At 63.9% G+C, this 26,521-nt stretch carries 24 protein-coding genes; 13 read left to right on the plus strand and 11 right to left on the minus strand.

Features of this window, described 5'->3' with window-relative positions:
• Nucleotides 1-26: 26 nt before the first annotated feature.
• Nucleotides 27-1,148, minus strand: a complete 1,122-nt coding sequence (locus tag AC1TPF_RS05285; protein WP_482136167.1) for an ABC transporter ATP-binding protein — start codon at nucleotides 1,146-1,148, stop codon at nucleotides 27-29.
• Between the two features lie 214 nt (nucleotides 1,149-1,362).
• Here AC1TPF_RS05285 and AC1TPF_RS05290 point away from each other — a divergent pair, with 214 nt between their 5' ends.
• Nucleotides 1,363-2,214 carry an alpha/beta fold hydrolase gene (locus tag AC1TPF_RS05290; protein WP_482136166.1) on the plus strand — a complete coding sequence of 284 codons (852 nt, stop codon included), beginning with the start codon at nucleotides 1,363-1,365 and terminating at the stop codon, nucleotides 2,212-2,214.
• A 207-nt stretch (nucleotides 2,215-2,421) separates the two neighbouring features.
• Entirely contained in the window at nucleotides 2,422-3,339 is a 918-nt protein-coding gene (locus AC1TPF_RS05295; RefSeq protein ID WP_482142966.1) for a L,D-transpeptidase, read from the plus strand.
• Nucleotides 3,340-3,415: 76 nt separating this feature from the next.
• Here the strand turns inward: AC1TPF_RS05295 and AC1TPF_RS05300 are convergent, their stop codons facing one another.
• Both AC1TPF_RS05300 and AC1TPF_RS05305 read right to left on the minus strand, forming a co-directional pair.
• Complete coding sequence (locus tag AC1TPF_RS05300; RefSeq protein WP_482142967.1) at nucleotides 3,416-5,422, minus strand: M13 family metallopeptidase; 2,007 nt, start codon at nucleotides 5,420-5,422, stop codon at nucleotides 3,416-3,418.
• 31 nt (nucleotides 5,423-5,453) lie between these two features.
• Nucleotides 5,454-6,131, minus strand: a complete 678-nt coding sequence (locus AC1TPF_RS05305) for a PAS and ANTAR domain-containing protein (RefSeq protein WP_482136163.1) — start codon at nucleotides 6,129-6,131, stop codon at nucleotides 5,454-5,456.
• A gap of 416 nt (nucleotides 6,132-6,547) precedes the next feature.
• Here AC1TPF_RS05305 and AC1TPF_RS05310 point away from each other — a divergent pair, with 416 nt between their 5' ends.
• The 3 genes from AC1TPF_RS05310 (at nucleotide 6,548) to AC1TPF_RS05320 (ending at nucleotide 9,369) form a co-directional block, all read left to right on the plus strand.
• Nucleotides 6,548-7,459 carry an ABC transporter permease gene (locus AC1TPF_RS05310; protein ID WP_482142969.1) on the plus strand — a complete coding sequence of 304 codons (912 nt, stop codon included), beginning with the start codon at nucleotides 6,548-6,550 and terminating at the stop codon, nucleotides 7,457-7,459.
• Between the two features lie 70 nt (nucleotides 7,460-7,529).
• The gene (locus tag AC1TPF_RS05315; RefSeq protein ID WP_482142970.1) at nucleotides 7,530-8,588 is read left to right on the plus strand and encodes a taurine ABC transporter substrate-binding protein; all 1,059 of its coding nucleotides are present in this window, start codon (nucleotides 7,530-7,532) and stop codon (nucleotides 8,586-8,588) included.
• Nucleotides 8,554-9,369, plus strand: a complete 816-nt coding sequence (locus AC1TPF_RS05320) for an ABC transporter ATP-binding protein (RefSeq protein WP_482142972.1) — start codon at nucleotides 8,554-8,556, stop codon at nucleotides 9,367-9,369. Before AC1TPF_RS05315 ends, AC1TPF_RS05320 begins: the two co-directional genes overlap by 35 nt.
• A gap of 6 nt (nucleotides 9,370-9,375) precedes the next feature.
• Here AC1TPF_RS05320 and AC1TPF_RS05325 read toward each other — a convergent pair whose 3' ends face one another.
• On the minus strand, nucleotides 9,376-10,146 hold the full coding sequence (locus AC1TPF_RS05325; RefSeq protein WP_482142974.1) for a pirin family protein: 771 nt from the start codon (nucleotides 10,144-10,146) through the stop codon (nucleotides 9,376-9,378).
• A gap of 171 nt (nucleotides 10,147-10,317) precedes the next feature.
• On the opposite strand from AC1TPF_RS05325, the gene AC1TPF_RS05330 reads away from it, so the two are divergent.
• The gene (locus tag AC1TPF_RS05330) at nucleotides 10,318-11,961 is read left to right on the plus strand and encodes an NTF2-like N-terminal transpeptidase domain-containing protein (protein ID WP_482137278.1); all 1,644 of its coding nucleotides are present in this window, start codon (nucleotides 10,318-10,320) and stop codon (nucleotides 11,959-11,961) included.
• 7 nt (nucleotides 11,962-11,968) lie between these two features.
• Here the strand turns inward: AC1TPF_RS05330 and AC1TPF_RS05335 are convergent, their stop codons facing one another.
• From AC1TPF_RS05335 to AC1TPF_RS05345, 3 genes are all read right to left on the minus strand, one after another.
• On the minus strand, nucleotides 11,969-13,327 hold the full coding sequence (locus AC1TPF_RS05335; protein WP_482142976.1) for a phosphotransferase family protein: 1,359 nt from the start codon (nucleotides 13,325-13,327) through the stop codon (nucleotides 11,969-11,971).
• On the minus strand, nucleotides 13,327-14,598 hold the full coding sequence (locus AC1TPF_RS05340) for an acyl-CoA dehydrogenase family protein (protein WP_482136157.1): 1,272 nt from the start codon (nucleotides 14,596-14,598) through the stop codon (nucleotides 13,327-13,329). The genes AC1TPF_RS05335 and AC1TPF_RS05340 overlap by 1 nt, the downstream gene beginning before the upstream one ends.
• 188 nt (nucleotides 14,599-14,786) lie before the next feature.
• Nucleotides 14,787-15,362: a TetR/AcrR family transcriptional regulator gene (locus tag AC1TPF_RS05345; RefSeq protein ID WP_482142977.1), complete on the minus strand. Its 576-nt coding sequence runs from the start codon at nucleotides 15,360-15,362 to the stop codon at nucleotides 14,787-14,789.
• 142 nt (nucleotides 15,363-15,504) lie between these two features.
• Here AC1TPF_RS05345 and AC1TPF_RS05350 point away from each other — a divergent pair, with 142 nt between their 5' ends.
• A complete protein-coding gene (locus AC1TPF_RS05350; protein ID WP_482142979.1) occupies nucleotides 15,505-16,341 on the plus strand; it encodes an alpha/beta fold hydrolase in 837 nt (278 codons plus the stop codon).
• Nucleotides 16,342-16,350: 9 nt separating this feature from the next.
• On the opposite strand, the gene AC1TPF_RS05355 is transcribed toward AC1TPF_RS05350, so the two are convergent.
• A complete protein-coding gene (locus AC1TPF_RS05355; protein ID WP_482142980.1) occupies nucleotides 16,351-17,091 on the minus strand; it encodes an SDR family oxidoreductase in 741 nt (246 codons plus the stop codon).
• 83 nt (nucleotides 17,092-17,174) lie between these two features.
• Here AC1TPF_RS05355 and AC1TPF_RS05360 point away from each other — a divergent pair, with 83 nt between their 5' ends.
• Complete coding sequence (locus AC1TPF_RS05360) at nucleotides 17,175-18,071, plus strand: RNA polymerase sigma-70 factor (protein WP_482142982.1); 897 nt, start codon at nucleotides 17,175-17,177, stop codon at nucleotides 18,069-18,071.
• 10 nt (nucleotides 18,072-18,081) lie between these two features.
• Here the strand turns inward: AC1TPF_RS05360 and AC1TPF_RS05365 are convergent, their stop codons facing one another.
• Together AC1TPF_RS05365 and AC1TPF_RS05370 are read right to left on the minus strand one after the other, a co-directional pair.
• On the minus strand, nucleotides 18,082-18,480 hold the full coding sequence (locus AC1TPF_RS05365; RefSeq protein WP_482136152.1) for a DUF3054 domain-containing protein: 399 nt from the start codon (nucleotides 18,478-18,480) through the stop codon (nucleotides 18,082-18,084).
• Nucleotides 18,481-18,510: 30 nt separating this feature from the next.
• Entirely contained in the window at nucleotides 18,511-19,650 is a 1,140-nt protein-coding gene (locus AC1TPF_RS05370; RefSeq protein ID WP_482136151.1) for a lysylphosphatidylglycerol synthase transmembrane domain-containing protein, read from the minus strand.
• 137 nt (nucleotides 19,651-19,787) lie between these two features.
• Here AC1TPF_RS05370 and AC1TPF_RS05375 point away from each other — a divergent pair, with 137 nt between their 5' ends.
• From AC1TPF_RS05375 to AC1TPF_RS05395, 5 genes are all read left to right on the plus strand, one after another.
• Entirely contained in the window at nucleotides 19,788-21,050 is a 1,263-nt protein-coding gene (locus tag AC1TPF_RS05375) for an AI-2E family transporter (protein WP_482136150.1), read from the plus strand.
• Nucleotides 21,051-21,058: 8 nt separating this feature from the next.
• The gene (gene macS, locus AC1TPF_RS05380) at nucleotides 21,059-22,282 is read left to right on the plus strand and encodes a MacS family sensor histidine kinase (protein ID WP_482142983.1); all 1,224 of its coding nucleotides are present in this window, start codon (nucleotides 21,059-21,061) and stop codon (nucleotides 22,280-22,282) included.
• Nucleotides 22,282-22,956: a response regulator gene (locus tag AC1TPF_RS05385; protein ID WP_482136148.1), complete on the plus strand. Its 675-nt coding sequence runs from the start codon at nucleotides 22,282-22,284 to the stop codon at nucleotides 22,954-22,956. Before macS ends, AC1TPF_RS05385 begins: the two co-directional genes overlap by 1 nt.
• Before the next feature lie 322 nt (nucleotides 22,957-23,278).
• Nucleotides 23,279-25,078 carry a DUF2339 domain-containing protein gene (locus tag AC1TPF_RS05390; protein WP_482142985.1) on the plus strand — a complete coding sequence of 600 codons (1,800 nt, stop codon included), beginning with the start codon at nucleotides 23,279-23,281 and terminating at the stop codon, nucleotides 25,076-25,078.
• A gap of 135 nt (nucleotides 25,079-25,213) precedes the next feature.
• A complete protein-coding gene (locus AC1TPF_RS05395; RefSeq protein WP_482136146.1) occupies nucleotides 25,214-25,870 on the plus strand; it encodes a TMEM175 family protein in 657 nt (218 codons plus the stop codon).
• Here AC1TPF_RS05395 and AC1TPF_RS05400 read toward each other — a convergent pair.
• The gene (locus AC1TPF_RS05400; protein WP_482136145.1) at nucleotides 25,858-26,505 is read right to left on the minus strand and encodes a TetR/AcrR family transcriptional regulator; all 648 of its coding nucleotides are present in this window, start codon (nucleotides 26,503-26,505) and stop codon (nucleotides 25,858-25,860) included. The two genes, AC1TPF_RS05395 and AC1TPF_RS05400, sit on opposite strands and share 13 nt — an antisense overlap.
• Nucleotides 26,506-26,521 lie beyond the last annotated feature (16 nt).

The following is a 26,521-nucleotide window of genomic DNA, read 5'->3' on the forward strand; positions in this document are numbered from 1 at the left end:
GGTGACGGACAGGCAGAGTGTGCCGACTACCGGCCGATGGCGGAAACCAGGCGAGATGCCGGATCGGATTGCGTCAACCGCAGGCCCGTCACCGAGTCGAACAGATGGAAGGCCCCATCTTTCGGTCGCACCCAGACGGTGGAACCGATCGCCGACATGTTCTGGCCCTCCGCCCGGACGACGATGTCACGGCGGATGGCCCCGTCGTCGATGTGTCCGTAGAGGAAGGCGTCGGCTCCGAGTTCTTCCACCACATCAACGGTGACGGCGAGACCCTCTGTCTCGGGCGCCCTTTCGAAGGCTTCCGGCCGGATCCCGACGGTGACGGTCGCGGAGAGCGCCGAATCGAGTACCTCCCGTTCGATCGGATGGATCGAATCACCGAGACGAACCCCACCGTCGACCACTGGCAGTTCCAGGAGATTCATCGCCGGCGATCCGATGAATCCGGCGACGAACACATTTGCCGGCTTCGCATACAGGGTGCGAGGTGTGTCGACCTGTTGCAGCACTCCGTCTTTCAGGACGGCGACGCGATCGCCCATTGTCATGGCCTCGACTTGATCGTGGGTGACGTACACGGTGGTCACCCCCAGGCGCCGGGTCAGTGAGGCGATCTGTGCGCGCGTCTGCACCCGCAACTTCGCGTCGAGATTCGACAGCGGCTCGTCCATCAGGAACACCTGAGGGTTACGAACAATGGCTCGTCCCATGGCAACTCGCTGACGTTGACCTCCTGACAGCGCTTTGGGTTTGCGATCGAGATACTGCTCGAGGTCGAGCAGTATGGCAGCTTCGAGTACTCGCGCCTTGCGTTCTGATTTCGGCACCCCCGCGATCTTGAGTGCAAACCCCATGTTCTCGGCAACGGTCATGTGGGGGTACAACGCGTAATTCTGGAACACCATGGCGATGTCTCGATCCTGCGGATCGACGTCGGTGACGTCACGGCTGCCGATGAGGATGCGGCCGGAGTCCACATCCTCGAGACCGGCGAGCATGCGGAGTGACGTTGATTTACCGCAGCCCGATGGACCCACCATCACCAGGAACTCGCCGTCGGCGATCTCGAGGTCGAGGTGGTCCACCGCTGGTCTGTCGGTCGAGGAGTATGTACGGGTGGCGCGGTCGAAAGTAACACTGGCCATGGGAAATCCCTTCACGGGCAGGAACGTGCCCGACGATCCGTTGTGAATGGGCGTAGATGTCGCCCCTTGTACTGAACACAACGTGGATGGACGAAAGGCGATGCGTTACCGACCAATAGATGAATCGGGCATGGCCATGACACGGACAAACTCCCGAGGTGCGAATCTGCACCCAAGTGGCCCATGAAAGTGGAACACGTTCTAGTCTGATTCGGTGGACGTGACCTATGAGAACAGCAAGCGAGAATTGCAGACCGACGCCGGGGTGTTGCGCTATCACGAGGCGGGCTCCGGGCCGCCGCTGATCCTGCTCCACGGGTCGGGTCCAGGCGTGACCGGTTGGCGCAACTACCGGGGCAACATCGATGTCTTTGCGCGAACCCACCATTGCTACGTCTTGGAGTTTCCTGGATTCGGGGTCAGTGATCCGGTCAAGGGTCATCCGGTCCTGACCGCAGGCTCGTCGGTGATCCGGTTCATGGACGCCCTCGGTATCGAGTCGGCACCGATCATCGGCAACTCGATGGGCGGCGTCGTCGGCATCAACCTGGCCATCAAGAAACCGGACCGGGTCAGCAAGCTGGTGACCATCGGCGGTGTCGGGCCAAATGTCTTCAGTCCCAGTCCGAGCGAGGGCCTGCGGTTGCTCCAGGAGTTCACCGATGCGCCCGACCGCGAAAAGTTGATCCGCTGGCTGACCGGGATGGTCTACAACCGTGATCTGATCACCGAGGAACTGATCGAAGAGCGCTGGGAAGCGGCGATCAATCCGGACGCGCAGGCGACCGCCCAGATGATGTACGGCTCGGCGGCTTTCGAGATGCAGCAACAGTTCATGGCCGCCTCTGACACCCCTCCGTACTGGGCGATGATGCACAAGGTGACCTGTCCGACCCTGCTGACCTGGGGACGTGACGACCGGGTCAGCCCGCCGGACATGGCGATGCTCCCGATGCGGCTCATCCCTGAAGCCGAGCTACATGTTTTCCCCAAATGCGGGCACTGGGTCATGATCGAGGCCAAGACGGCCTTCGAGGGAGCGGTTCTCGATTTCCTGTCGCGCTGAGGTTGGCTGTCTTTATCGTCCGCTGAAATGCGGTACACCAGCGTATTCAGCAGATTCATCGGCATTCCACGATCGATATCGTCGTGGTTGGGTGACTTCGTGGTGAATGGTTGTGCACTGACGTATCTTGGGCAGTCTGGCGCCGATCGACGTTTCCGGCGCGGTGGGGACGCTCTGTCGCACGGGGGATGACCAAAGGGACGTTGCATGCAGCTCGGCATGATCGGTAGGCGCTTCGTGGGGCGTCTGGCATTTGCCTCTGTGGGTTGCGCCCTGGTCGCCGGCGGTTCGGTGGTGTCCGTACAGGCCGATCCGATCTGGCCGGGTGGCCCGGATATCCCCGGGTTGTCCACGCCGAGCACCCCGGTGCCCGACTCGGCGGATACGAAACCGTCCGAAGGGCAGCCCCTGGCACGGGCCAATTTCTCCACTCCCGCCCTCGATCCAGCCGACGGTGAAACAGTCGGCATCGCAGCGCCGGTCATCATCTCGTTCACGGCGGCCATCGACGACAGGAAAACCGCCGAGAAGGCGATCCGGGTGTCCACAGAACCTGAGGTCGACGGCACCTACCGCTGGGTGGGCAACAAGGAGCTGCGCTGGAAGCCTGCGGGATTCTGGCCGGCCGGAACCAAAGTCAAAGTGCAGGCCGGAAGTGCGGCCTCAGGCTTCACCATCGGAGACGAGTGGGTCGCGGTCGCCGACGACAACACCCACCTCATCACGGTGACCGTCGCCGGCGCGACGGCCCGCACCATCCCGACATCGATGGGCGCCAACGAGAATCCGACACCCAACGGCACCTACACGGTGGGCGAACGCTTTGCCGACATGTACATGGACTCCTCCACGGACGGTGTGCCGGTCAATTCGCCTGGTGGCTACCGCACCTACGTCGAGTACGCGGCCCGGCTGTCGAACAGCGGCATATTCCTGCACGCGGCGCCATGGTCCGTCGGCCAGCAGGGCAACACCAACGTCACGCGCGGTGGCATCAACGTGAGCACCGACGACGCCAGGTGGTTCTTCGAGAACGCACCCAAGGGTGCCCCGGTCATCGTGCAGAACACCGTCGGCGGAACGGTCGATCCCACCGACGGGCTCACCGACTTCACCGCTCCCTGACCCCGATGATGTGGCCTTTTGGCGAACAAACCCGCAGGTCAGCGTCGCCAAAAGGGCACATCATCGGGGTGCGGGGCTACCAGATGTGGACGCGTTCCGGCTCAGGGAGATAGAGGGCGTCGTCGGTCTTGACGTCGAAGGCGTCGTAGAAGGCGTCGATGTTGCTGATCACGCCGTTGCAGCGGAACTCCGGCGGTGAATGCGGATCGATGGACAGCCGACGGATCGCCTCTGCATCTCGAGTCTTGGTGCGCCACACCTGCGCCCACCCGTAGAACACGCGCTGCAGACCGGTGAGGCCGTCGATCTCGGGAGCCGGCTTTCCGTCGAGTGCGATTTGGTAGGCCACCAGTGAAATCGACAGCCCGCCGAGGTCGCCGATGTTCTCGCCGATCGTGAACTCGCCGTTGACCTTGTACTTCTCGTCGAGTCCCTTGGGCGTGAAGTGGCTGTACTGCTCGATGAGTTTCTTTGTCCGGGTGCTGAATTCGGCGCGGTCGGCGTCGGTCCACCAGTCGATCAGGTTGCCGTCGCCGTCGTACTTGGCGCCCTGGTCGTCGAAGCCGTGACCGATCTCATGCCCGATCACCGCGCCGATCCCGCCATAGTTGGCGGCGTCGTCGGCCTCCGGGTCGAAGAACGGTGGCTGCAGGATTGCCGCCGGGAAGACGATCTCGTTCATGCCCGGGTTGTAGTAGGCATTGACGGTCTGCGGCGTCATGAACCACTCGTCGCGGTCCACCGGTTCGCCGATTTTGGCGAACTCCCGATCTTCTTCGAAAGCGCTTGCGCGGGCGATGTTCCCGAAGAGGTCATCGCGCTCGATGGTCAACGAGGAGTAATCCCGCCAGGTGGCCGGGTACCCGATCTTGGGCGTGAACTTCTCGAGCTTCACGAGGGCCTTCTCGCGGGTCTCCGGGCTCATCCAGTCCAAATCGCTGATGTTACGGCGGTAGGCCTTCACCAGGTTCTCGATGAGCTCGTCCATCCGGGCCTTCGCCTGCGGTGGAAAGTGTTTGGCGACATACAGTTTGCCGACAGCGAAGCCGAGGCCCTGCTCGACCAGGCCGACACCGCGCTTCCAACGGTCGCGGATGACCTCGGAGCCGGTCAGCGTCTTGCCATAGAATGCGAAGTTCTCGGCGACGAACTCATCCGACAAGTACGGTGCGGCCGAGTGCAACAGCCGCCACTGTGCCCAGAGCTTCCAATCGGCCAGATCGCGCTCGGCGAAAAGCGCCGCGACACCAGAGATGAACGAGGGCTGCCCGACGACCACTTCGCCGAACGTTTCGGAGGCCGGGGTGCTCAGCCCGGCGGTCCAGGCGTCGAGATCGAAACCGGTTGCCTCGGACTTGAATTCGGCCAACGTCCGCAGGTTGTATGTGAGGTCGGCGTCACGACGCCGGACGACATCCCAGTGCTGGGCGGCGATTGCCGTCTCGAGATCGACAACGGTCGCGGCGGCACCTTCGGGATCGTCGAAACCGGCCAGTTGCAACATCTTTGCCACGTGCTCGCGGTACGCGGCGAGCGACTCGGCATGGTTCTCTTCGCGGTAATACGATTCGTCGGGCAATCCGAGCCCGGACTGCGTGATGTGGATGAGATAGCGGTCGGACGCCTTGGCATCTGTGTCGACGTAGTAGCCAAGCAGGCCACCGATGCCCCGGCGCTGCTGCGCGCCGATCAGGCGGGCGAGCTCGGTGCGGTCGGCGGCCGCGGACAGCGCGGCGAGATCGGCCCGGATCGGTTCGATGCCGAGCGAGTTGATCCGTTCTTCGTCCATGAAGCTGGCGTACAGGTCGCCGATCTTCTGGGCATCACTGCCGGGTGCAGGCGAGGACTCGGCGCACTCGGTGATCAGGTCGCGGACGTTCTCCTCGGCGCGATCACGGAGCACATGGAATGCGCCGTCCACGGCGCGATCGTCAGGGATCACGTGGTCGCGTAACCACACGCCGTTCACATGTTCGAAAAGGTCGTCTTGCGGTCGCGCGGAATCATCGACCCAGCGCAGGTCGATTCCGGACCGGGGATCCGGTGAGTCGGTGGCGGCAGCGGTCTCGGTTGATGAAGTCACCAGACCATCCTGGCATCTTCGGACCGGTTCGTCAGCTGCCGTTGATCGCAGTCCCCTCCTCCAGGTGTGCGGTGAGCAGCAGATGGTCGAATCCGCGACGGCTCTCGTCGCTGATCGGAACCGCGGCGACCACTGCATCGACGATGTTCTGGGCCAGCGCGCGGAGTTTGGTGTTCGTCTGCTGCGAACGCCAGGTCAGCACTTCGAACGCCCGATCGTCCGAGATCCCGTAGGTGAGCATCAACATGCCTTTGGCCTGCTCGATCACCGCCCTGGATGCCGCAAAGTCCTTGACCGCGGCGTCCATCGTTTCTTTCAACTCTGTTTTGTGTGATTCCGTAAGGTCCACATAGAAACCTTCGGTGCCGATCAGCTTTCCGGATGGGTCTGTCATCCGGTCGCCGATCACGAGTACGTGCCGAACGTGTCCGCTGCGGTCGATGATGCGATGCCGGCTGCTGAACGCCTTGCCTTCGAGAAGTTCTTCGACGACGTGCTCGACGCGCTGACGGTCGTCCGGGTGTTTGTGCGAAAGCAGCAACTCGGTGGTCGGGGTGACCTCGCCGGGGCCGTAACCGTGAATCGCGGCGACCTCGTCGGACCAGAACCACTGCTGCGCTTCGATGAGGAAGCGGAAGCTGCCCGCAGACTGAATGACACCCCCGAGCACTTTTCCAACTTGCTCGGCGCCGGTGCTGTCGCTCTCCATCACTTGCTCCCTCGTGACCAATAGCAGTGGTTGTCGGCCACCTGACAATCGTCCAACGGACATGACCCTCTGGCAACGCAGCCCGCGTATCCGACGAGCTAAGGATCATGTAACACGAAGCTGCGATCTCAGGAGACGACGGCCCGCCGCATATCAGCTATGAACCTACCGGTAAAGGTTTGAACCTGGACCAAATCCAAAGCCGCGGCGGCCGGATCTGCCGGGCTAACGTGACGCGGTGTTCATGACAACCCTGGTGCGCCGGCTCTCGGTGGACCTCTGCCGCATCGGCTCGCAGAGCTGTTGTCTGTGAGTATCTTTCCGTAGGTCACCCGCTCGGAACCTTCGGTGTGATCCGGAGGTCGATCGAACTTCCGTCGTGCGCACCGTCGGCCTTGGCGCCGTCGGCCTTGGCGATGACTTCTTCTTCCTTCTCCACCAGCCACCAGGGGTTCGTAGTGTCCGTAGTTCCCGCCATCGAGAAGCCGTCGCATACGGCCGGTGCGAATGCGCCGCCCTCACACCGTCGTGGGGCGCGGGTCCGGCCGCTGCTGTCGCGGGTCGGATTGCCCATCGTCTCGCTGGTCGTGTTCGTGGCGCTCTGGCAACTCGTGGTCAGCCTGAAACTGTGGAACGAGACCCTGGTGCCGCCGCCGTCCGCGGTGTGGGACGCCTTTGTGAAGACCTCGACCACCAATGACGGGGTGCGGGGATACGCAGGCAAATACCTGTGGGAACACCTGCTGATCAGCCTGGAACGAATCGGATACGGCATAGCCATCGGCATCGTGGTGGGAATCGCCTTCGGCCTGCTGATGGGCACCTTCAGCAAGGTTCGTGCGCTGTTCGAACCCTGGATCACGTTCCTGCGCACACTTCCGCCACTGGCCTACTTCTCCTTGTTGATCATCTGGCTCGGTATCAACGAGGAACCCAAGATCACGCTGCTGGCGATCGCAGCCTTCCCGCCGGTTGCGGTGGCGACCACATCGGCTGTCCTGGCCGCACCGCAAAGTCTGGTCGAGGCCGCAAAAGCGCTGGGAGCCAGCAGGTTCGATGTCATCAAAGACGTGGTGGTGCCCTCGGCGCTGCCGGAGACGTTCACCGGTATCCGGCTCGCGGTCGGCGTTGCATACTCATCTCTCGTCGCGGCCGAACTCGTCAACGGACTCCCCGGGATTGGCGGAATGGTCAGGGACGCATCCAATTACAACAACACGCCGGTGGTACTGGTCGGGATCATCGCCATCGGAGCCTCCGGTCTGATCATCGACGGCCTGCTCCAGTTCATCGAGCGCAGATCCGTCCCATGGCGCGGCCGGGTCTGATTGTCACCATCCCCAGGCGTACTGCACTTCTTGCACAACGAACTCCCACTAGAGAAAGAACCAACCTCCCATGAGTCGCTTCCCTGTATCTGTTCGCCTGCGTGGTCGGCCGTGGGTGGCGCTTGTCGCCGCGTTGTCGGCGCTGACTCTCACACTCGGTCTGGCCGGCTGCTCCGACGACAGTGAGGGTGGCAAAACGATCACCATCGGCTACCAGTCGTTCCCCAGCGGCGATCTGATCGTGAAGAACCAGAAGTGGCTCGAAGAAGCCCTTCCGGACTACACCATCAAATGGACCAAGTTCGAGTCCGGTGCCACGATCAACCAGGCCTTCATCGCCAACTCGATCGACATCGGCGCCATCGGATCGAGCCCGGTCGCCCGTGGCCTGTCCGGAACTTCGCCGATCGAGTACAAGGTGGCGTTTGTGCTCGACGTCGCCGGTGACAACGAAGCACTCGTCGCACGCGATGGGACCAATATCAACAGTGTTGCCGAGCTGAAGGGCAAGACCATCGGCACGGCCTTGGCATCCACCGCTCACTACAGCCTGCTCGTCGCGCTGGAGCAGGCCGGACTGTCGGCCGACGACGTCAAGATCGTCGATCTGCAGCCCCAGGCCATCCTCGCGGCGTGGGAACGCGGCGACATCGATGCGGCCTACACCTGGCTGCCGACCCTCGACGAGCTCCGCAAGACCGGTAAAGACCTGGTCACGAGCCGGGCGATCGGTGAATCGGGTAATCCGACCCTGGATCTGGGTGTGGTCTCGAACAAGCTGATCAGTGACAACCCCGAGGCAGTCGATGCGTGGCGCAAGGTGCAGGCCCGCGCGCTGGACCTGATCAACACCGATCCCGCGGCCGCCGCCGAGTTCGTCGGCCAGGAACTCGGAATCAGCGCCGACGAGGCCCTCGGTCAGCTTAAGCAGGGCGTCTTCCTGACCCCCGCGCAGATCGCGTCGCCGCAGTGGCTGGGCACACCCGGAGCGGTGGGGAACATCGCCAACAATCTGCTCAGCGCCGCGGAGTTCCTGTTGGCGCAGAAGCAGATCGAGAAGGCTCCGACCCTCGAAGAGCTTCAGCAGGCGATCTATGTGGAAGGTCTGCCGGGTGCCCTCGACCAGTGATGAACCGTCGGCGCCTGCGATCCGGCTGGACAACGTCGAGCATCGTTACGGCACCGGGGCCGATGCGGTGACCGCGGTGGGTCCGGTGTCGCTGGATGTGCCTGCCGGGGAGTTCTTGGTCCTGGTCGGGGCATCGGGATGTGGCAAGAGCACGTTGTTGCGACTGATTGCCGGCTTCGAACAGCCCACCGAAGGTGAGATCGACGTGCTGGGCCGGGCGCCGGTCCCTGGGGAATCGGCCGGTGTCGTGTTCCAGCAACCCCGGTTGTTCCCGTGGCGAACGGTCGGCGGCAACGTCGATCTGGCGTTGAAGTACGCCGGAGTGCCGAAGGCCGAACGGACCACGCGTCGAGACGAATTGCTCGAGCGGGTGGGTCTGGAAGGGACCGCCCGGCGCCGGATCTGGGAGATCTCGGGAGGTCAGCAACAGCGGGTCGCGATTGCCCGGGCGCTCGCGGCAGAGAATCCGCTGTTCCTCCTCGACGAGCCGTTCGCGGCTTTGGACGCGCTGACACGTGAGCGGTTGCAGGAAGACGTCCGGTCTGTCAGCACGGACACCGGCCGGACGTCGGTGTTCGTGACCCACAGTGCAGAGGAAGCGGTGTTCCTTGGCTCGCGGATCGTGGTGCTGACGAAACGGCCGGGCAAGGTCGCCCTCGACCTGAAGGTGGATCTGCCCCGCGGTCGGATCGAGGGCGACGAGCTCCGGAACTCGAGTGAATACAATGCGCTGCGTTCGGAGGTCAGTCACGCGGTGAAGGCCGCTGCAGTCGCCGTCTAGGCCGGGTCAGCCACCCAGGGCGCGGTGCATCTCCCAGATGAGAACCTCGGTGGCGGTGATCGCGGTGAGTCGTTCGCCGCCGCCACCGGTGATCCGGACCGTGTCTCCGGTGTGGAGGTCGTCGGCGACGGCTTCGAGCCGGGCCGACCCGGAGGCGACGAACACATGACCCCAGGGGAGATCGGGCAGGGTCACCGATTGACCGGCATCGAGCCTGGCGACATGGAACGCGACCGAGCTGTTCGCGATCCGGATCGCCGAATCGTAGGCGGGCATTCCCGAGGCCACGGTCACCAGCGCTCCGGACCGTAACTCGTCGGTGACGTCGAGTTGTTCGTAGCCGGGTTCGGTGTCGGGGTCGTCGGGCAGGACCCACATCTGGATGTAGTGCACCGGGGTGGCGCCGGTCGCGACCGGGCGGCCGGCGCGGATCAGCCCACCCTGCCAGGTGTCGTTGCGCTCGGAATGCGTGACACCGCTGCCCGCGCTCATCCGTTGCGCCAGACCTGGATAGATCACACCGGAGTGGTCCATCGAATCCTGGTGGACCAGTGACCCGGACAGAACCCAGGTGACGATCTCCATGTTGCGATGTGGGTGGGTGTCGAAGCCTTGCTGTGACGCAACGGTTTCGTCGTTGTGTACCAACAGGACACCGTGATGTGTGTTGTCCGGATCGTAGTGGTCGCCGAACGAAAAACCATGCCGCGAATCGAGCCAGTCGAGACCGGTGAAAAGTCGCTCGTTCGCACGAAGAGGAAAATATCTGGAGCTCACCTTTCCAATACTCCGCCACCGTGGACTGATGGTGCAAAAATAGAAATCGGCGTCTGATGCAGCCGGGGCGCACGTGAATTAAGGGTAGTTGCGAGATCGTTACGACCTCGTAAGCAAGTTGAGTACCACATTCGTGACCTTCACCCTGTTACAGGAGTGAAAATTGTGACTATGCGTCGTTCCCCCGGCCGCCTTGCGGCCGCATCCATTTTTGCGCTTGTATGCGCACTTGCCGTTGCTTCCTGTGGCAACCTCGGCAAGTCCACCGACACCGGGGCCGGAGCGATGCTGAGCGACTTTGCCAAGGCGATCGAAGACCAGGATCCCAGTGCCACCGCCCTGCTGACATCGTCGCCTGAATTGGCCATGAAGTCGTACGAGGCAACGTTCGACGGGATGGCCGCGGAGAAGGTCGACGTCGATATTCAACGCGCCGAGGAATACTCGGATGGCACCGCCACCTTCGAGGCCAAGACCACCTGGACCCTCGGGGAGGACCGCGAGTTCCAGACGACCACGCAGGGTTCGGCCCGAAAGCTCACTCCGGGCTGGCGGGTGCAGTGGGAACCGGGACTGCTCACCGAAGACCTGCCTGCCGGCGGCAGCCTGCGTCAGGTCCGCACCGATGCCACTCCGGCGCCTGCGGTCCTGGACCGTTCCGGCAAGCGGATGCTCACGTTGCAGACGATCAACAACATCGTCCTCGACCCGGCCGCGACCGGTGATGTCCCAGGCTCCGTCGCGAAGCTGGCAACAACCATCGAACCGCTGGCACAACTGGTCACGCCGGAGGTGATCAACCGCCAGCTGGCCGACGCCGGTAACAAGCCGGTAACGGTTGTGTCGGTTCGTGACTCGGACATGATTGCGCTGGCAGGCGACCCGGCGGCGATCCCGGGGGTGACGATCGGCAAAGAACCCAAGCTGGTCCTGCTCGACCGGCGGCTCGATTCACCGGTCTTCGACGGTGTGCGCGACTATTGGCAGGCAATCCGTGATGCCACCTCGGGCTGGGCCGTCCAGACCGTTGTGCCCGGGCAGGCGCCGGTGCAGCTCGCCGGTGAGCAAGGACCGCCCGGACCCGACGTGACCACGAACATCGATCCGAACATCCAACTCGACGCCCTCGACGCCGTGGTCGAGGTGGCACAGCCGGCATCGATTCTGGTGGTGGATGCGAACACCGGACAGATCCGGGCGGCGATGCGCAACGACCAGGCAGAAGTCTCGGACATCAGGATCGACAAGAAGTACACCCCGGGCACAACTCTGGGCCCGGTGGCCGACGTGATCAACCGCGAGGCCGGGTCCGACGACGCCAAGGCCAGGCAGTTGCTCGCCCCGCTGGGTCTTGCCGTCGACTTCACTGTCGCCGGTGTTCGCCCCGCGGGCACCGGTGGTGAGCAGGGCACTGTCAAGCCGATGACCTTCCGGTCCGAGGATCTGCGGGTATCGGCACTGAACATGGCGACGCTCGGCGTGGCCGTGGCCCGCACGAGCTCGGTGGCCCCATCCGTCATCGCAGGCGTGCCCGGACAGGTCGAAGGCGGTGAACTCGGTGCCGTCGATCCCGAGGTTCTCGCTGCGGTCGAGGGCGCCATGAAGGCCACCGCCGCCGACGGCAATGCCAGTGACCTGGTGAATGCCCCCGGTCTGCGAGCGCTGGTGGGAACCAATGGACCCCAGGGCCCCGGCTGGTTCGTCGGGATCCAGGGCGACCGGGTGTTCGTCGTCTACTGCGAAGGTGAGCGGTCGGGTAGTGCCGCACTTGCTGTGGCGCAACGCTTCCTGACCCCGCGGCCGCATCCGCAGTAAAACGCTCTCACAGCTCCAGATACCGCGGATTGGCGACCATCAGCCGATCGGTGACAGCGGTCCGCACCACCGCGATGATCCGCGGGTCCTGCGGGTTGGCCTCACCTGATCGGATGGCCAATGCCAACTCGGTCTCGGAGTCGAAGCCCAGCTCTGCCAGTGCGGCTCGCTGACGGTCGAAAGGGGCCGAGCCGGCGTTGAGTTCACGTTCGACGATGTCGAGGACGTTCGCGGCAACGCGGGCCTGAAATCGTGTTGCGTCCCCGACGTCGTCTCCGGCCATCACCGCGGTGCGGAGGAACTCGGACACCGCATTGACCAACTCGGCGGCCGTGGGACGCCCGTAAAGGTCGGGTTGTGTTGTGGGATCGGGTGAATAGGTCGCGGTGGCAGGACGGCCGAGCGCCAGCAGGATGTCGTGTTCCTGTTCGCAGACGCGTCGGCCGATGGCCGCGAGTTCAACCGAACGCTGCCTGCCGGACAGGTGCCTTTCGGCCATCTGCGCACAGACGATGCTCCACCAGACGGTGCGATAGAGCTGCCACCACCGCACCGCCTCGATGTCCGGTCGTGCTCCGGCGATTTCCGCGTAGCCGTCGAGCAGCTCGTCGACGGTCCCGAATCCGCCGACCTCCGGTGCGGTTCCGAATCGCCAGCACTTGACCAGCAGCCAGCCGAGATCTTCTCGGGGGTCGCCGATATGGGTGAGCTCCCAGTCCAGGACCGCGGCGAGCCCGGTGTCGGAGATGAGTAGGTTCCCGTTGCGGAAGTCGCCGTGCACCACCGTCTCGGGCACCGGGTCCGGTTGGTACAGCGCCAGCGCGGCCAGCGCGATCTCGGTGACCGCAGACGGGGTGTCGAGGTCGAGATACTGCTGCCGTAACTCGTCGAGTCCGCTGCGGACTCCGGTCTGCAGGGTCGGCACCGTCGACAGCGGGATCGAGTGGATACGGGCCAGGGTGCGGCCGAGTTCGGTGGCCAGGCCCGCGCGCGCCCCGGCGTAGCGCTCGTCGCGCAACAGCTTTCGTGGGATCGTCTCGCCGTCGATGTACTCACAGATCAGGTAGGGCGCGCCGAGCGCCTCGGTGTCGTCGGAGAAGTCGATCACCCGCGGTACCCGGACACCGGCCTTCGCAGCGGCCGAAATCGCCTCGGATTCGCGGCGCATACCCAGTGGCCCGTGCATGGCATCGGGTTGACGTCGCAGGATCAGTCGTTGCACATCCGTTCCACGGTGGCAGGTCAGCGACCAGGTCTGCATGTTGGCGCCTGCGGTCAGTCTGTGCAGATCCTCGACCCGAACGTCGTCGTCGAAGACCACACTGAGTCGGGCGGCGAGCAGCTCGCCGATATCGTTCTCCGACATCAGCTCTGGTTCGCGGGTCGGTTGCGGCGCGGACCGGCATAGCCGAACAGGTAGCCGGCGATCTTACGGATCTGTACCTCGTCGGAGCCCTCGGTGATCCGGTATCGGCGGTGGTGTCGATAGATGTGCTCGAAGGGCAGGTGCCGGGTGTAACCCATGCCGCCGTGGACTTGGATGGCCTGGTCCGCGGCGTCGCAGACGAGCCGGTTGGCGCGATAGTTGCACATCGACACGCGGTCGCTGATCTCCGTATGCGGGATCCGGTCCATCTCCCAGGCGGTCTTGCGGACCAGTCCGCGGACCATCTCGGCCTCGGTGTGTAGCTCGACCAGCGGGAACTGGATCGCCTGCCGGCTCGACAGTGGAGCCCCGAAAGTGATCCTCTGCCTGGCATATTCGACGCTGCGGTCAATGCAGTACTGGGCTGCACCGACTCCCGAGGCGGCCTGGCGGATCCGATTCTCGTGTACAAACGTCTGGGCAACCGCGAGCCCTTCGCCTTCTTCGCCGAAGATCGCTGACTCCGGTACCTCGACGTCGGTGATGGTGACCTCGGCGTGGTCGGTGGGCATGTTGAACGTCCACCACTGGAAGTCGACCGAGAATCCGGGGGTATCGGTGGGTACGAAGAAGGCGGTGATCCCCCGTGCATCGCCGTCTTTGCCCGATGTCCGAGCGAACACCACGTCGTGGGTGGCGTTATGCATGCCCGAGTTGAATCGCTTGCCGCCGTTGATGATCCAGGAATTGCCGACCTGATGGGCGGTGGTCTCCATCCAGGTGGCGTCACTGCCGTGATCGGGTTCGGTCAGCCCGAAGCCGATCCGGGCCTCGCCGCGGATCATCGGCTCGAGGAACTCGTCCTGCTGCTCTTTGGTGCCGTGGCCGAGCAGCATGTGCGCAAACGGGAAGTTACCCACGATCGATGATTCGTTCTGCAGGTCGTTGTGCAATCCGAGTCCCTTGTGCGCCAGGTGTTCCCGGATGACCGCCATGTCGAAGTTGCTCCCACCGCGGCCACCGATCTCGGTGGGCAGTGCGTACCGTAGCCAGCCGGCCTCGTCGGCGAGTCGGCGCATCTGGCCGAGCAGCTCTTCCCACTCGGGGCGTGGCACACCACCGCCCTCGAAATCGGTGCGTGCCCACTCGCGGCGGTGGTCGAAGAAACGGACGTTGTCGTCGGCCTCCTGGAGTGGCCGAATCTGCGTGTCGATGAACTCGTCGATCTCGCGCAGAGTGCTGGTGATCGCCTCGGGTACGGCATAGTCCACGGCTGGATCCTTCCCGTTGACGGTTTCCGGTGAACAATTGTTCACCAGTGACCGTAACGGGTTTCGGGGATCGCCCGCAGGCGATGGGCGACACCGACGTGGGTACCGGGGTGTTCGCGACTGCGGCGATTCGGAACGGCGGCGACCCCCGATGGGCCGGCCGGTGAGGACGATGTGACCGCGCGCTATCAGGCTGTCGCACAAGCGGGTATGGCGTGGTCGATGAGGACCTCGGCGGCGGCACGGGCGTGGTGTGCGACTTCAGGATCACCGCAGATCGCCGACATCGCCTGAGCCCCTTCGGCAAGGATGGTGAGTTGGATACCGAGCGATCCTCCGCCTCCGGCCTGCTCGACTAGGTTTGCCATCAGCCTTTGAAACGCCTGCTTGTGCTCGCGGGCCGCGGCGGCAACGGCCGGGAACGTCGCACCGAGTTCACCGAAGGCGTTGATGAAACCGCATCCCCGATAGTCGTCTTGGCCGAACCAGTCGAACAAGAAGTCGTAGATCGCAAGGATCTTGTCGCGCGGAGTGGGGACCTGGTTGGTTGCCTGGGCAACGCCGGACTCCCACATCTTCCGGCGGTGATCGAGCACCGCGAGCACCACATCGTCCTTGGACGGGAAGGTGGCGTAGAGCCGTTTCAATGAGACCTGGGCTTCCGCCCGGATCTGCGCCATCGTCACAGCCTGGATGCCATGGCTGTAGAAGAGCCGGTCCGCGGTTTCGATGATCAGCTCGCGGGACTTGTCAATGTCTTTCATCGGTACCGCCTTGCGTGGAGAACGAACATTCTCTAGAGTAGCAACAACAACGGAGAATCATCATTCTCCGTGGGTTTGAGCTCCAAACTGCCTGTCCCGCTTCATCCCTGCTCGTCTCACTGGAACGCTGAAAGGCGATGACATGCCGTACATCACTGTTGGAACCGAGAACGCCACGAACCTCGACCTCTACTACGAAGATCACGGCACCGGGCAGCCCGTTGTGCTGATCCACGGATTCCCCCTCGACGGGCATTCTTGGGAGAAGCAGAGTGCTGCGCTGCTCGATGCCGGATACCGAGTGATCACCTACGACCGTCGCGGCTTCGGGCAGTCGAGCCAACCGACAATCGGATACGACTACGACACCTTCGCCTCGGACCTGAACACCGTCTTGGAAGCACTGGATGTGAAAGATGCAGTACTGGTGGGATTCTCGATGGGCACAGGGGAGGTTGCCCGATACATCGGCAGCTATGGTTCCGGACGGGTCGCCAAGGCCGCATTCTTGGCGTCGCTCGAGCCCTACCTGCTCAAGACCGACGACAATCCCGACGGGGCCGCTCCGCGTGAGTTCTTCGAGGACATCGTCGCGTCCATCAAGAAGGACCGCTACGCCTACTTCACCGAGTTCTACGCCGGCTTCTACAACACCGAGGAGTTCCTCGGTACCCGGCTGAGCGAGGAAGCGCTGCAGAATAGTTGGAATGTCGCCGCCGGATCCGGGGCCTTCGCGTCGGCTGCTGCGCCGTTGACGTGGTTCACCGATTTTCGCGACGACATCCCGAAAATCGATGTGCCAACGCTGATCGTCCACGGCACCGCAGACAACATCCTGCCGATCGACGCCACCGGACGTCCTTTTTCGCGGCTGTTGCCCGAGGCGGAATATGTTGAGATCGAGGGTGCGCCCCACGGTCTGCTGTGGACGCATGCGGATGAGGTCAACGGCGTGTTGCTGAAGTTTCTGGCGCGCTGAAGGAGTTCCTCAGCGATATTTCTCGCTGAGGTATTGCTCAAATGTCATCTGACCGAAAGGCGTTCGGGGAACCAGGTTTTCGCCGTCGGCAAACGCTTTGAAGAGTTTGCCGGGCAGGCGCAGTGGTACGGCAGGCCTGCGGGAACCGCGGGCGTCCTTCCATGCGGCGTGTAGATCGGCGGCAGTCCGTTTCTCCGGTCCGCCGATGTCATCGACCCGTCCTGACGGCGCTTCGGCGGCGAGGTCGACCAGCCGCGTCGCGACGTCTTGCGGGGCGATCGGCTGAAACCGGATCGACGGGGTGATCAGAACCGGCATGAAGCGCTGGGCGTTGAACAGGCGCTCGACGAACGGATGGAACTGGGTGGACCGCTGCAACGTCAACGGCACGCCGGAATCCAGCGCCAGCGTTTCGATCGCGAGGCGCTGTCGATAGAAACCCATGGGGATCTTGTCGATACCGACGATCGACAGCAGCACCACGTGCCGGACCTGAGCGTTCTCCGCGGCGGTCAAGAGGTTCTCGGCGATCTGAATGTCTTTGGCGCCGTTGGTTGTCGCCAGGTGGATGACGGTGTCGACACCCGACATCGCGGTAGAGATGCCGGTGCCGTTGAGGAGGTCTCCGGTGGCCAGCCCCGGCCCGCTCCGGCGGCTCAGCGCCCGCACATCGTGGCCGTCGGCCCGTAACTTTGCGGTGGTGGGGGTTCCGATCGTCCCGGTGGCCCCGGTGATCAAATAGGTTGTCATCGTTCGATCCTCTCGCCGGCTGCGTTGCTTGGTAATAGTTGAGACCGATGGGGGTTCGCGTTTGTGACGAGAATAGGTTCGAAGTGACGCACGACACGGCATTGATCGCATTCGAGAAGCTCCGGCCACGACTGTTCGGGGTCGCCTACCGGATGATGGGGTCGGTCACCGAAGCCGATGACGTGCTGCAGGACGCTTGGTTGCGATGGCAGGGCGCCGACCGGGACTCGGTGCGCAGTCCGGAGGCGTTCCTCACCACGACGGTCACCCGACTGTCGCTCAATGCACTGACATCCGCGCGAGCGACCCGCGAAACGTACGTTGGCTCGTGGCTTCCCGAACCGGTCTCGACCGCCGACGACCCGTCTCTAGGCGCTGATCGGGCAGAGGCACTCGAACTGGCGGTGGTGATGTTGCTCGAACGGCTCGAGCCCGCCGAGCGGGCGGCCTACGTGCTCCGAGAAGCTTTCGACTACCCATACCGGCAGATCGGGGAGGTGCTCGCGGTCAGCGAGGCGGGCGCCCGTCAGCTCGCGCATCGGGCCCGCGGTCATATCGCGCGGGAGCGCGCAACCGAGATCGATCCGGGCGAACGAAATCGCATCATGACGGCATTCGTTGCCGCCGCGACCTCCGGAGACCTCACCGCACTCGAATCGGTGTTGACCCGAGACGTCGTCTCGGTCAGCGACGGCGGCGGCGTTGTCAGTGCGGCCAGGATGCCGGTGGTCGGCCGGGCCAAGGTCGCCAGGTTTGTGCTGGGGGCGATCGCGAAGTTCGCAACCGGTTCACGCCCGGTGCTGGTGGAGGTGAACGGAAGCCCGGCAGTCCTGACGGTGCGTGACGGTGCACCGGACACGCTGCTGGCGTTCGAGGTGGGACCCGAGGGAATCAGCAGGTTGCTGTTCGTCCGCAATCCACACAAGCTCGAACGGCTACGAACGTTGATCCCGCGCGAACGAGGCCCGGACTCGGTGTGAGGCCGCCGATTCAAGCGGTGACGGACCGTCGGCTCAACCTGATCCGGACACCACGCCATCCGAGCAGGAATATGCCCAGCACAATCGTGGCGACGATGATGAAGCTGAAGGCCACACCCTGATGGAACTGCTGACGCAACAGCATTCCGATGGCCACCGCCCCGATCCAGACCAAGACCCCGTCCGGGACCAGACGTTCGGGCCGGAAACCGTAGGTGTGGCCGTGGTCGGACCGCATGTGTGCGTAGAGATAGGCCAGCGACCAGCCGATTGCCGCACCGAGTGCAAACGGCCATGCGGTGCTGAAGACGCCCTGGACGGAGAGTCCTTCGTCATGATTCATCCGGCCGATGAAGGCGAAGACAACCACCGCCAAGAGATCTGCAAAGGCGGTGAACAATCGGCGCATACCCGCCACGTTAGCGGGCGCGCGGCGCGTTCAGCGAACCGCGTCGGGCGGCGTATCGCCGTTTTCGGAGCTCTCGCCTTCTGCCGACGCCGACTTGTTGCGGCCGAGTTCGGCGTCTATCTCGGCCTCGATCACTTTTTCGACCTCGTCGGGACTCTCCAGGGAGCGGTACGTGGTGCGGAACTTCACGAAGATCACCACCCAGCCGACCAGTGACACCAGGAGATAACTGATCATCCGGTAGACCAGCACGGCGGTCACCGCTTCGCCGGCACCCATGCCCGCCGAGGTCAGCGCGGGCACCAGAACCCCGTCCACCACACCGAGGCCACCGGGGAGCAGCGGGATGGCGGTACCCACGGCCTTGGAGGCCGCATACGCCACCATCAGTCCCGAGATGCTCGGCTGACCGCCGACGGCGTAACAGGCAAAGGCCAGACAGGCGACGTCGGCGACCCAGTTGAACAGCGACCAACCGAAGGCGATCGACGTTTCCTTGGGTTTGAGCTGGACGGCTTTGAGCTGCCGCAGGATCTCCTGCCAGCGTTCGACGCCGTGGTCGGACGCCTTGTCGCGCATGTTGTTGATCCAGCGCAGCAGCGTGATGCCGAGGCCCTCGATCGAATGAGGGTGCCGGGCGATGTACTGGGCGACGATTGCAAAGGCCAGGAAGCCGCTGATCGAGAAGATGATCGAAAACGGGCTGGTCTGGGCACCAGCCAGCAGGGCGCCACCGAGACCGAGGACGGCGAGTCCGACGCCCATCAGCAATCCGGACATCACCACCTGCCAGGAGGCGATCACCGGGGTGGCGCCCCATCTGCGGGTCTCGCGGTAGGTGAAGGCCGGGGAGAGGACCTGGCCACCGGGCATGGTTTGGCTCAGTGAGTTCGCGGCCAACACCACCGACAGCGACTGCCACTGTTTGACCTTGAGGCCTGCCGACCGCAACAACGCACGCTGGACCTGGGCGAAACTGTCCATCGACAGCATCGCGGCCAGAATGCACAGCGCAACCCACTCCCACTCGATCTCGTCGAGGTGGAACCAGGTCTGTTTGAGCTTGGGCCAGATCAGATAGGCCTCGACGCCCAGGATCACCAAAACGAGTGCGAGTGTCAGCCATCGCACCCACCAAAAGCGGCGGCGGGTCCTGTTCGTCGCCGTCATGGTCTGCAGCCTATCGGTCCAGAGTGTCCGACTTGGTGACCAGGAGGCATGAAGTTCTCAACTGACCTCCGACAGACGGTGTCGTCTAGCGCGGTTGTCCAGCGCGCAGCGGGCACGTTCAGTCTAATGTTGCGCTGGTGAGCGAGGCGAAAAACTTGAGTAGTAGTGACGTAGTCGACAGCCACCCGGCCGACCGCCTCAATGTGCACCCCGTTGTCCGCGCTGCGGCCGAATGGTCCTGGCGACTGTTGGCAATCGCGGCCGGGCTGTTCGTGGTGTCGCTGGTCGTCTCGGAATACAAAGAGGTGTTCGTACCGATCGGGCTTGCGGTGCTGGGTACTGCGTTCCTTGTCCCGGTGGTCGATTGGCTGAACCGCCGCGGCATTCCTCGCCCGCTCGCGGTGCTGGGGACGTTGCTCGTCGCCATCGGATTGCTCGTCGGGGTCATGGCCTTTGTTGTCCAGCAGTTCATCGACGGGCTTCCGGAACTGACCGAGCAGATCACCAAAACCATCAACGAGAGCCGCGGTTGGCTGGTCGACGGACCACTCAATCTCGCCGATGATCAGATCGCGCATCTCGGCGATGATGCGATCAAGGTTCTGAAAGACAACCAGGACAAGGTGACCTCGGGCGCTTTGTCGACCGCCACCACGGTCGGTGAGATAGTCACCGGCGCGTTCCTGATGCTCTTCCTGATGATCTTCTTCCTGTACGGCGGTGGTCAGATCTGGCGCTTTTTGACCCTGGCGGTCCCGGTGAAGTCTCGCGAAAAGGTCTGGGAGGCAGGACGAAACGGCTTCGGATCGCTGGTTGGATATGTGCGGGCAACCGTGGTTGTCGCGGCAACGGACGCGATCGCGATCGGAGCCGGACTCGCAATCCTGCAGGTTCCACTGGCATTGCCGCTGGCTTCGCTCGTGTTCATCGGCGCATTCATCCCGATCGTGGGTGCGCTGGTGACCGGCGGCCTCGCGGTGCTGGTCACCCTGGTCACGCAGGGTTGGGTTGCCGCCTTGATCGCACTCGCCGTGGTGGTCGGCGTGATGCAACTGGAAGGTCATGTGCTGCAGCCGTTCTTGCTCGGACGGTCGGTGCGGTTACATCCGGTGGCAGTGGTGCTCGGTATCGCCGCGGGCCTGATCACGGCGGGCATCGTCGGTGGTCTGCTGGCCGTTCCGGTCATCGCATTCGTGAACACCGCGGTTCGCACGTTGGTGGCGAAATCGCATCTGGTCGAATCCGATCCCGATCTTGCAGAGTTCGCCACGGTAGCCCGTGGCGAACACAATCGGATGTACGAGGCCGCTCCGGACAAGCCGAAGTGGGACGAACTCGATGCCATCGACGGTGATTCGATACCGGATGACAAGCAGGACAACACAGGCGATCCCAGCTGAGGGTGCCCGTGATCCGATCCTCGAGTACACCACTGCGATCAGCGGACACCGATGACGATCCAGTGGCGCCGCTGTGGCGTGGTGCGCAGGTCTTTCGTCTCCTGAGTTACCTCTACGCCTTGGGCTTTCAGCTCGCTGTCCACGAGGACTACGAACGGGTGGGCTGGAGCTGGTTCTGTTTCGCACTGCTGACGCTGTGGACGGGTGCCAGTACCATCCTCTATCTGAAGGGTCCCGGGCGCCGCTGGTTCTGGGTCGCCTGTGACCTGGTGGTGGCCTGCGGTCTGATCGTCGCGACCCGATGGCTGGCCTCGGCGCAGTGGGCCGCGGACAACCAGTCCTTTCCGACGACGTTGTGGGGGACGAATGCGGTTGTCTCCGCGGCGATCCTGGGCGGCCCGGTGGTGGGTGCGGTCTTCGGGCTGGCGGTCCGGGTGGCCAGTGCGGTGGCCAAGGGTGGCTACGACCTGAACGTCGGTCGCGATGCGACCGTGGTGGTGCTGTTGGCGGTGGGTGTCGGGGTCGGGCTTGCCGCCAATTCGGCCCGTCGCAATCATGAGCGGATCGGCCGCGCCTTGCGCCTGGCTGCGGCGGCGTCGGAACGGGATCGGCTCAGCAGACAGGTGCACGACGGGGTGCTGCAGGTCCTGGCCCTGATTAGCAGGCGGGGAGCCGAGATCGGCGGAGAGACAGCTCAGCTCGCTCAGATGGCAGGCGAACAGGAGCGCTCGTTGCGCCGACTGATCGCGGATATCGAACCGCCCCTGACGGGCCAGAAGACGGCCGAGGTGGATCTGCGCATGCTGCTGCGACCCCACGCCGATGATCTGGTGACGGTCAGCGAACCGGGGGAGGCGGTGCTGCTCGACCACTTTCGGGCCATGGAAATCGAGGCCGCGGTCGTCAACGCGCTCGACAACGCGCGGTTGCACGCCGGGCCGGGGGCGCGTACGTACGTCCTCGTCGAAGATCTCGGTGACGAGGTCGTGGTGAGCGTCCGCGACGACGGAGTCGGCATCGAGGAGGGGCGGCTCGGTGAGGCCGCCGTGCAGGGCCGGATGGGTGTGTCGCGGTCGATCGTGGAACGGATCGAGGCACTTGGCGGTACGGCAAAACTCGACACCGGTCCCGGTGAGGGAACCGAATGGGAACTCACGGTGTCAAAGGAAACGGGTTCTGGGAAGCCGGGTTTCGACAAGCGCGCGGACAACAAGAGTGAGGGGCGGTTCTGATGGCCGATGTGGGAGATCCGGGAGTGCTGCGGGTGATGGTGGTCGACGACCATCCGATGTGGCGCGACGGTGTTGCGCGCGACCTGGCCGACGCCGGGTTCGACGTCGTGGCGGTTGCCGACAGCGTGGCCGCTGCGGTCGCACGCGGGCGCGCGGTTCGACCGGATGTGGTGCTGATGGACATGCAACTGCCCGACGGTAACGGGGCACAGGCCACCGCTGAGATCCTCGAGACCTCGCCCCACACTCGGGTGTTGGTGCTCTCGGCGTCGGACGAACGCGACGACGTGCTCGAGGCGGTCAAGGCGGGCGCCAGCGGCTACCTGGTCAAGAGTGCGTCGAAGGAAGAACTGTTGGCAGCGGTGCGGTCGACGGCAGCCGGACAGGCGGTGTTCACCCCGGGTCTGGCCGGCCTGGTGCTCGGCGAATATCGGCGCATTGCCCGCGACCCCGATCGGGCCATCGATGCGCCTGCGCTCACCGACCGCGAGACCGAGGTGTTGCGGTATGTGGCAAAAGGGTTGAGTGCCAAGCAGATAGCTTCGAAACTCACGCTGAGTCACCGTACCGTGGAGAACCATGTCCAGGCGACATTGCGCAAGCTGCAGCTGGGCAACCGGGTCGAGTTGACCCGCTACGCCATCGAACACGGCCTCGACACCGAACCGGGGTAAGTCCTCTCGCGGTAAATCCCCTCGCGGTAAATCCCTAGGTGAAGTGAGTAGTGCTACTCATCCGCGAGGACGCCCGCCCCGCGACGATCGATACATGACCCAACCGAACGAAGCTGTCATCAGCCGGCTGTCCACTGAGTTCCACTCATTGTCGAATCAGTTTGCTCGTGTGTCGGGCGATCTGAACGAACTGCACACTGTGCTCACGCAGCTCAAAGAGCAGCCCCAGCCGCAGCCACAGCCCCAGCCCCAGCCACAACCGCAGCCGCGGCCGCAGCCACAGCCACAACCGGTCCCGCCGTTTACGGCACAGTTTCCGCCGATGCCTGCGCCGCAGGCCTGGCAGCCGCATCCGATGGGGCCCGCGGCGCATGGATATGGCGCACCTCAGCCACCGAAACCTCAGCAGGCACCGAAGCCGCAACATGCACCGGCCGGTTCCTATTCATCGGCATACGGTGCCGCTGCCCCTCGCCGACCCGGACCTCCTCCGCCGTCGAAACCGACGCTGTGGCAGCGGATGACCGCCGAATCCGGGGGCGGTCTGATCGGAAAGATCCTCGCTGTCGCAGGTGTGACGGTGACACTGATCGGCGTGGTGATGATGCTGGTACTGGCTGCGCAGGCGGGCATCCTGCGGCCGGAGATCAGAGTCGCCGCCGGCGGTGCGCTGGCGATCGCGCTCATTGTGATCGCGATTCGGATGGCCGAGCGTCCCGGTGGCCGGGTCGGCGCAATCGCCCTGTCAGCCACCGGTATTGCGGCGGCCTACTTCGACGTTGTCGCGGTCACCCGGATCTACGATTGGCTGCCCGACTACGGTGGCCTCGTGCTTGCCGGCCTGGTCACGTTCACCGGACTGTTGTTGGCCCGTCGCTGGGATTCCGAGCATCTGGGGTTGCTGGTACTCGTGCCGGTCTTCGTCCTCGCTCCCGTCCTCACCGCGGGACCGTCGCTGTTGCTGGTCGGATTCATGCTGGCCATGACGATCGGATCGTTCCCGATCCAGCTCGGAAAGGACTGGATCTGGTTTCATGGGGTGCGTGCCGCCGCAAGCACGTTCGTGTTGCTCGCCTGGATCGTGGCAAGCGTTGTCGGGGACGACAAGCACCTCGTGCTCGGGGCCGTCGCAATGGCCGTCAACGCCGCATTCGGGATCATCACCTCGGTGGTCCTGGTGCGTGGCACCAAACTTCCGTCGCTGACGTCGCTGCTCGGCTGTGCCACGGTTCTTCCGGTCCTGTTGTCGCCCATGGTGTTCGACCGCCCGGTTGCCGCGGGCCTGATCTGGGGCGTGGCCGCACTGTTGCTCGCGGTGGCGTTGGCGGATCGTGAGCAGCAGAGCATCGGCCGGTACATTTACGTGACGAGTGCTGCATTGGTCGCGGTCATCGGAGTGGTGGTGGCCTTCGAGGGTCCGGTGATCGCGCCGGTGCTCCTCGCGATGTCGATTGTGATTGCACTAGCCGCTCGACACGATCGGGTCGGCCGGGTGATCGCCACGACGATCGGGGTTCTCGGAGGTTTCAACTACCTGGCCATCTCGCCGCCGGAGCAATTGTTCGAACCTTCTGAATTGGCTGTGCCCCAATCCGTGTCGGTGATCGTGGCCAGCATTCTGGTGATTGCTGCCATGTGGACCCTGATGTGGTCGTGGTACCAGGCCGCCGAACGCCATTCGGCGGAGAATGTTCAGACCTTCGGGATCCTCGTCGCGCTGGCCTCGCTGTACGCGGTGACCGCATTGACGGTGAGCGCCGGCGTCGCTCTCGGTGGACCCTCCGGAGGATTCCTCGGTGGTCACGTCGCCGCAACCATCTGCTGGATGATCGTCGCTGCCGGACTGCTGGTCATATCCATCTCGATCGCCAAGGGACGCAGGATGTTCGGTGGCATCGGACGAAATGTCGCAGTGACGGCCGGACTGTTGCTGACAGCGGCGGCAGTGGCCAAGTTGTTCCTGTTCGATCTGGCCACTCTCGACGGGATCTTCCGCGTCACTGTCTTCATCGTGGTCGGTCTGATCCTGCTGGCGCTGGGTTCCGGCTACGCCCGGGCGCTCGGTCAGGGTGCGACCTCTGCCGGCGATCAGCCCCGCAATCCCGTAGGTGCGCAGCACTGATCTTGTGGAATCCGTAAATCCACCCGTTCCAGTCAAAACCACACGTTGCATCATGTGGATTTGGCGGGAACGGGTGGGTTTTGTGGTCAGAAGGCTTGCCTGCGAACGCCCGGGGAAACGACTAGCTTCGAGAAGGTGACCGCCGAACCAAGAGGGACCGACAAAGGGCTTGACCGCCTCGTGTTCTTCACCGATGCCGTCCTGGCGATCGCGATCACTCTCGTGGTGCTGCCTCTCGTCGACGAGGTGCGTGACCTCGACGGGGCATCGGTCGCAGACTTTCTCGCCGACAACCATTCCCGGCTCATCGCCGCCGCCGTGAGCTTCATGGTGATCGGCGCATTTTGGCGGGATCACCACCGCTTATTCGAGCGCGCGACCGGATACACGCCGTTGCTCCTGCGCGTGAACCTGATGTGGCTGGCGGGTGTGGTGAACATACCGCTGGCCACCGTCCTCTATGTGTCCGCATCCTCGGGTGATCGGGGGGCGATTGCCTACTATCTCGGCACGGTTGCGTTCACGATGATCATGACGCGCGTCGAAGAGATGATCCTGGCGCATGCCGGATTACTGACAGACCCGGGTCTGACCGCGAGTCAGATCGTGTCGAAAGTGCTGCCCCTCATCGTTATTCTCGTGGCGATGGGAGTCGCGATCGCGATCCCGCGCCTCGGGCTGTGGCCGGTCCTGGGTCTGATCGCCGCCGGGCCGATCACCAAGCTCTCCGACAAACTGCTCGGCTCGCGGGATCTCTCTCCGCCGGTGGGGGATACCGGTCAGCGGGCGTAGGCCCGCAGGAATGTATCGAGGCCGGAAGTCACTGCGCGGGTGAAGTCGTCGTCGCTGATCGCCAACGTTCCCAGTCGACTCATCTCGGGTAGTTCGGCGCTGATCAGGGCAAGGAATTGCCGGGCGGCCAGAGCGGGGTCGGGAACGGATAAGTGGCCGGCCTCGCCGAGTCGGGCGAGCTTGTCCGCCAGCAAGGCGAGCACCGGCGCGGCGGCATTGTCGAGAACGTATTGATAAACCGACGGGTCTCGGCCGACCGCCGCGTGCAGCTGTCGGTTGAGTGAGATGGAACAGTGGCTGCGCTGGCATTCGGCCAATTGGAGCGCGGCCTTTGTCAGGACCTGCCGCCACTGCCTGCAGTCGGGATCGATCTCGAGGACGGCTTCTGTGGTCCGAACGTTCAGGGTCTGGGCGGCGAACGCGACGTGATCGCGAAACAGCTGTTCCTTGCTTCCGAAGTGGTTGTAGATCGTCGGCTTCGATACCCCCGATTTGGCCGCAATCGCGTCGATGCTGGTGCGCTCGTACCCCTCGTTGTCGAAGATCTCACCCGCCGCTCGCAGGATGGCCTCACGTTTGTCCGGGCGCAGCCGGCGGGTCGCGGACTGCTCGCCGGTGACCTGCGTGGATGTCATGGTTTCTGATTCTACC

The organism is Williamsia sp. Y853 (genome assembly GCF_056786495.1).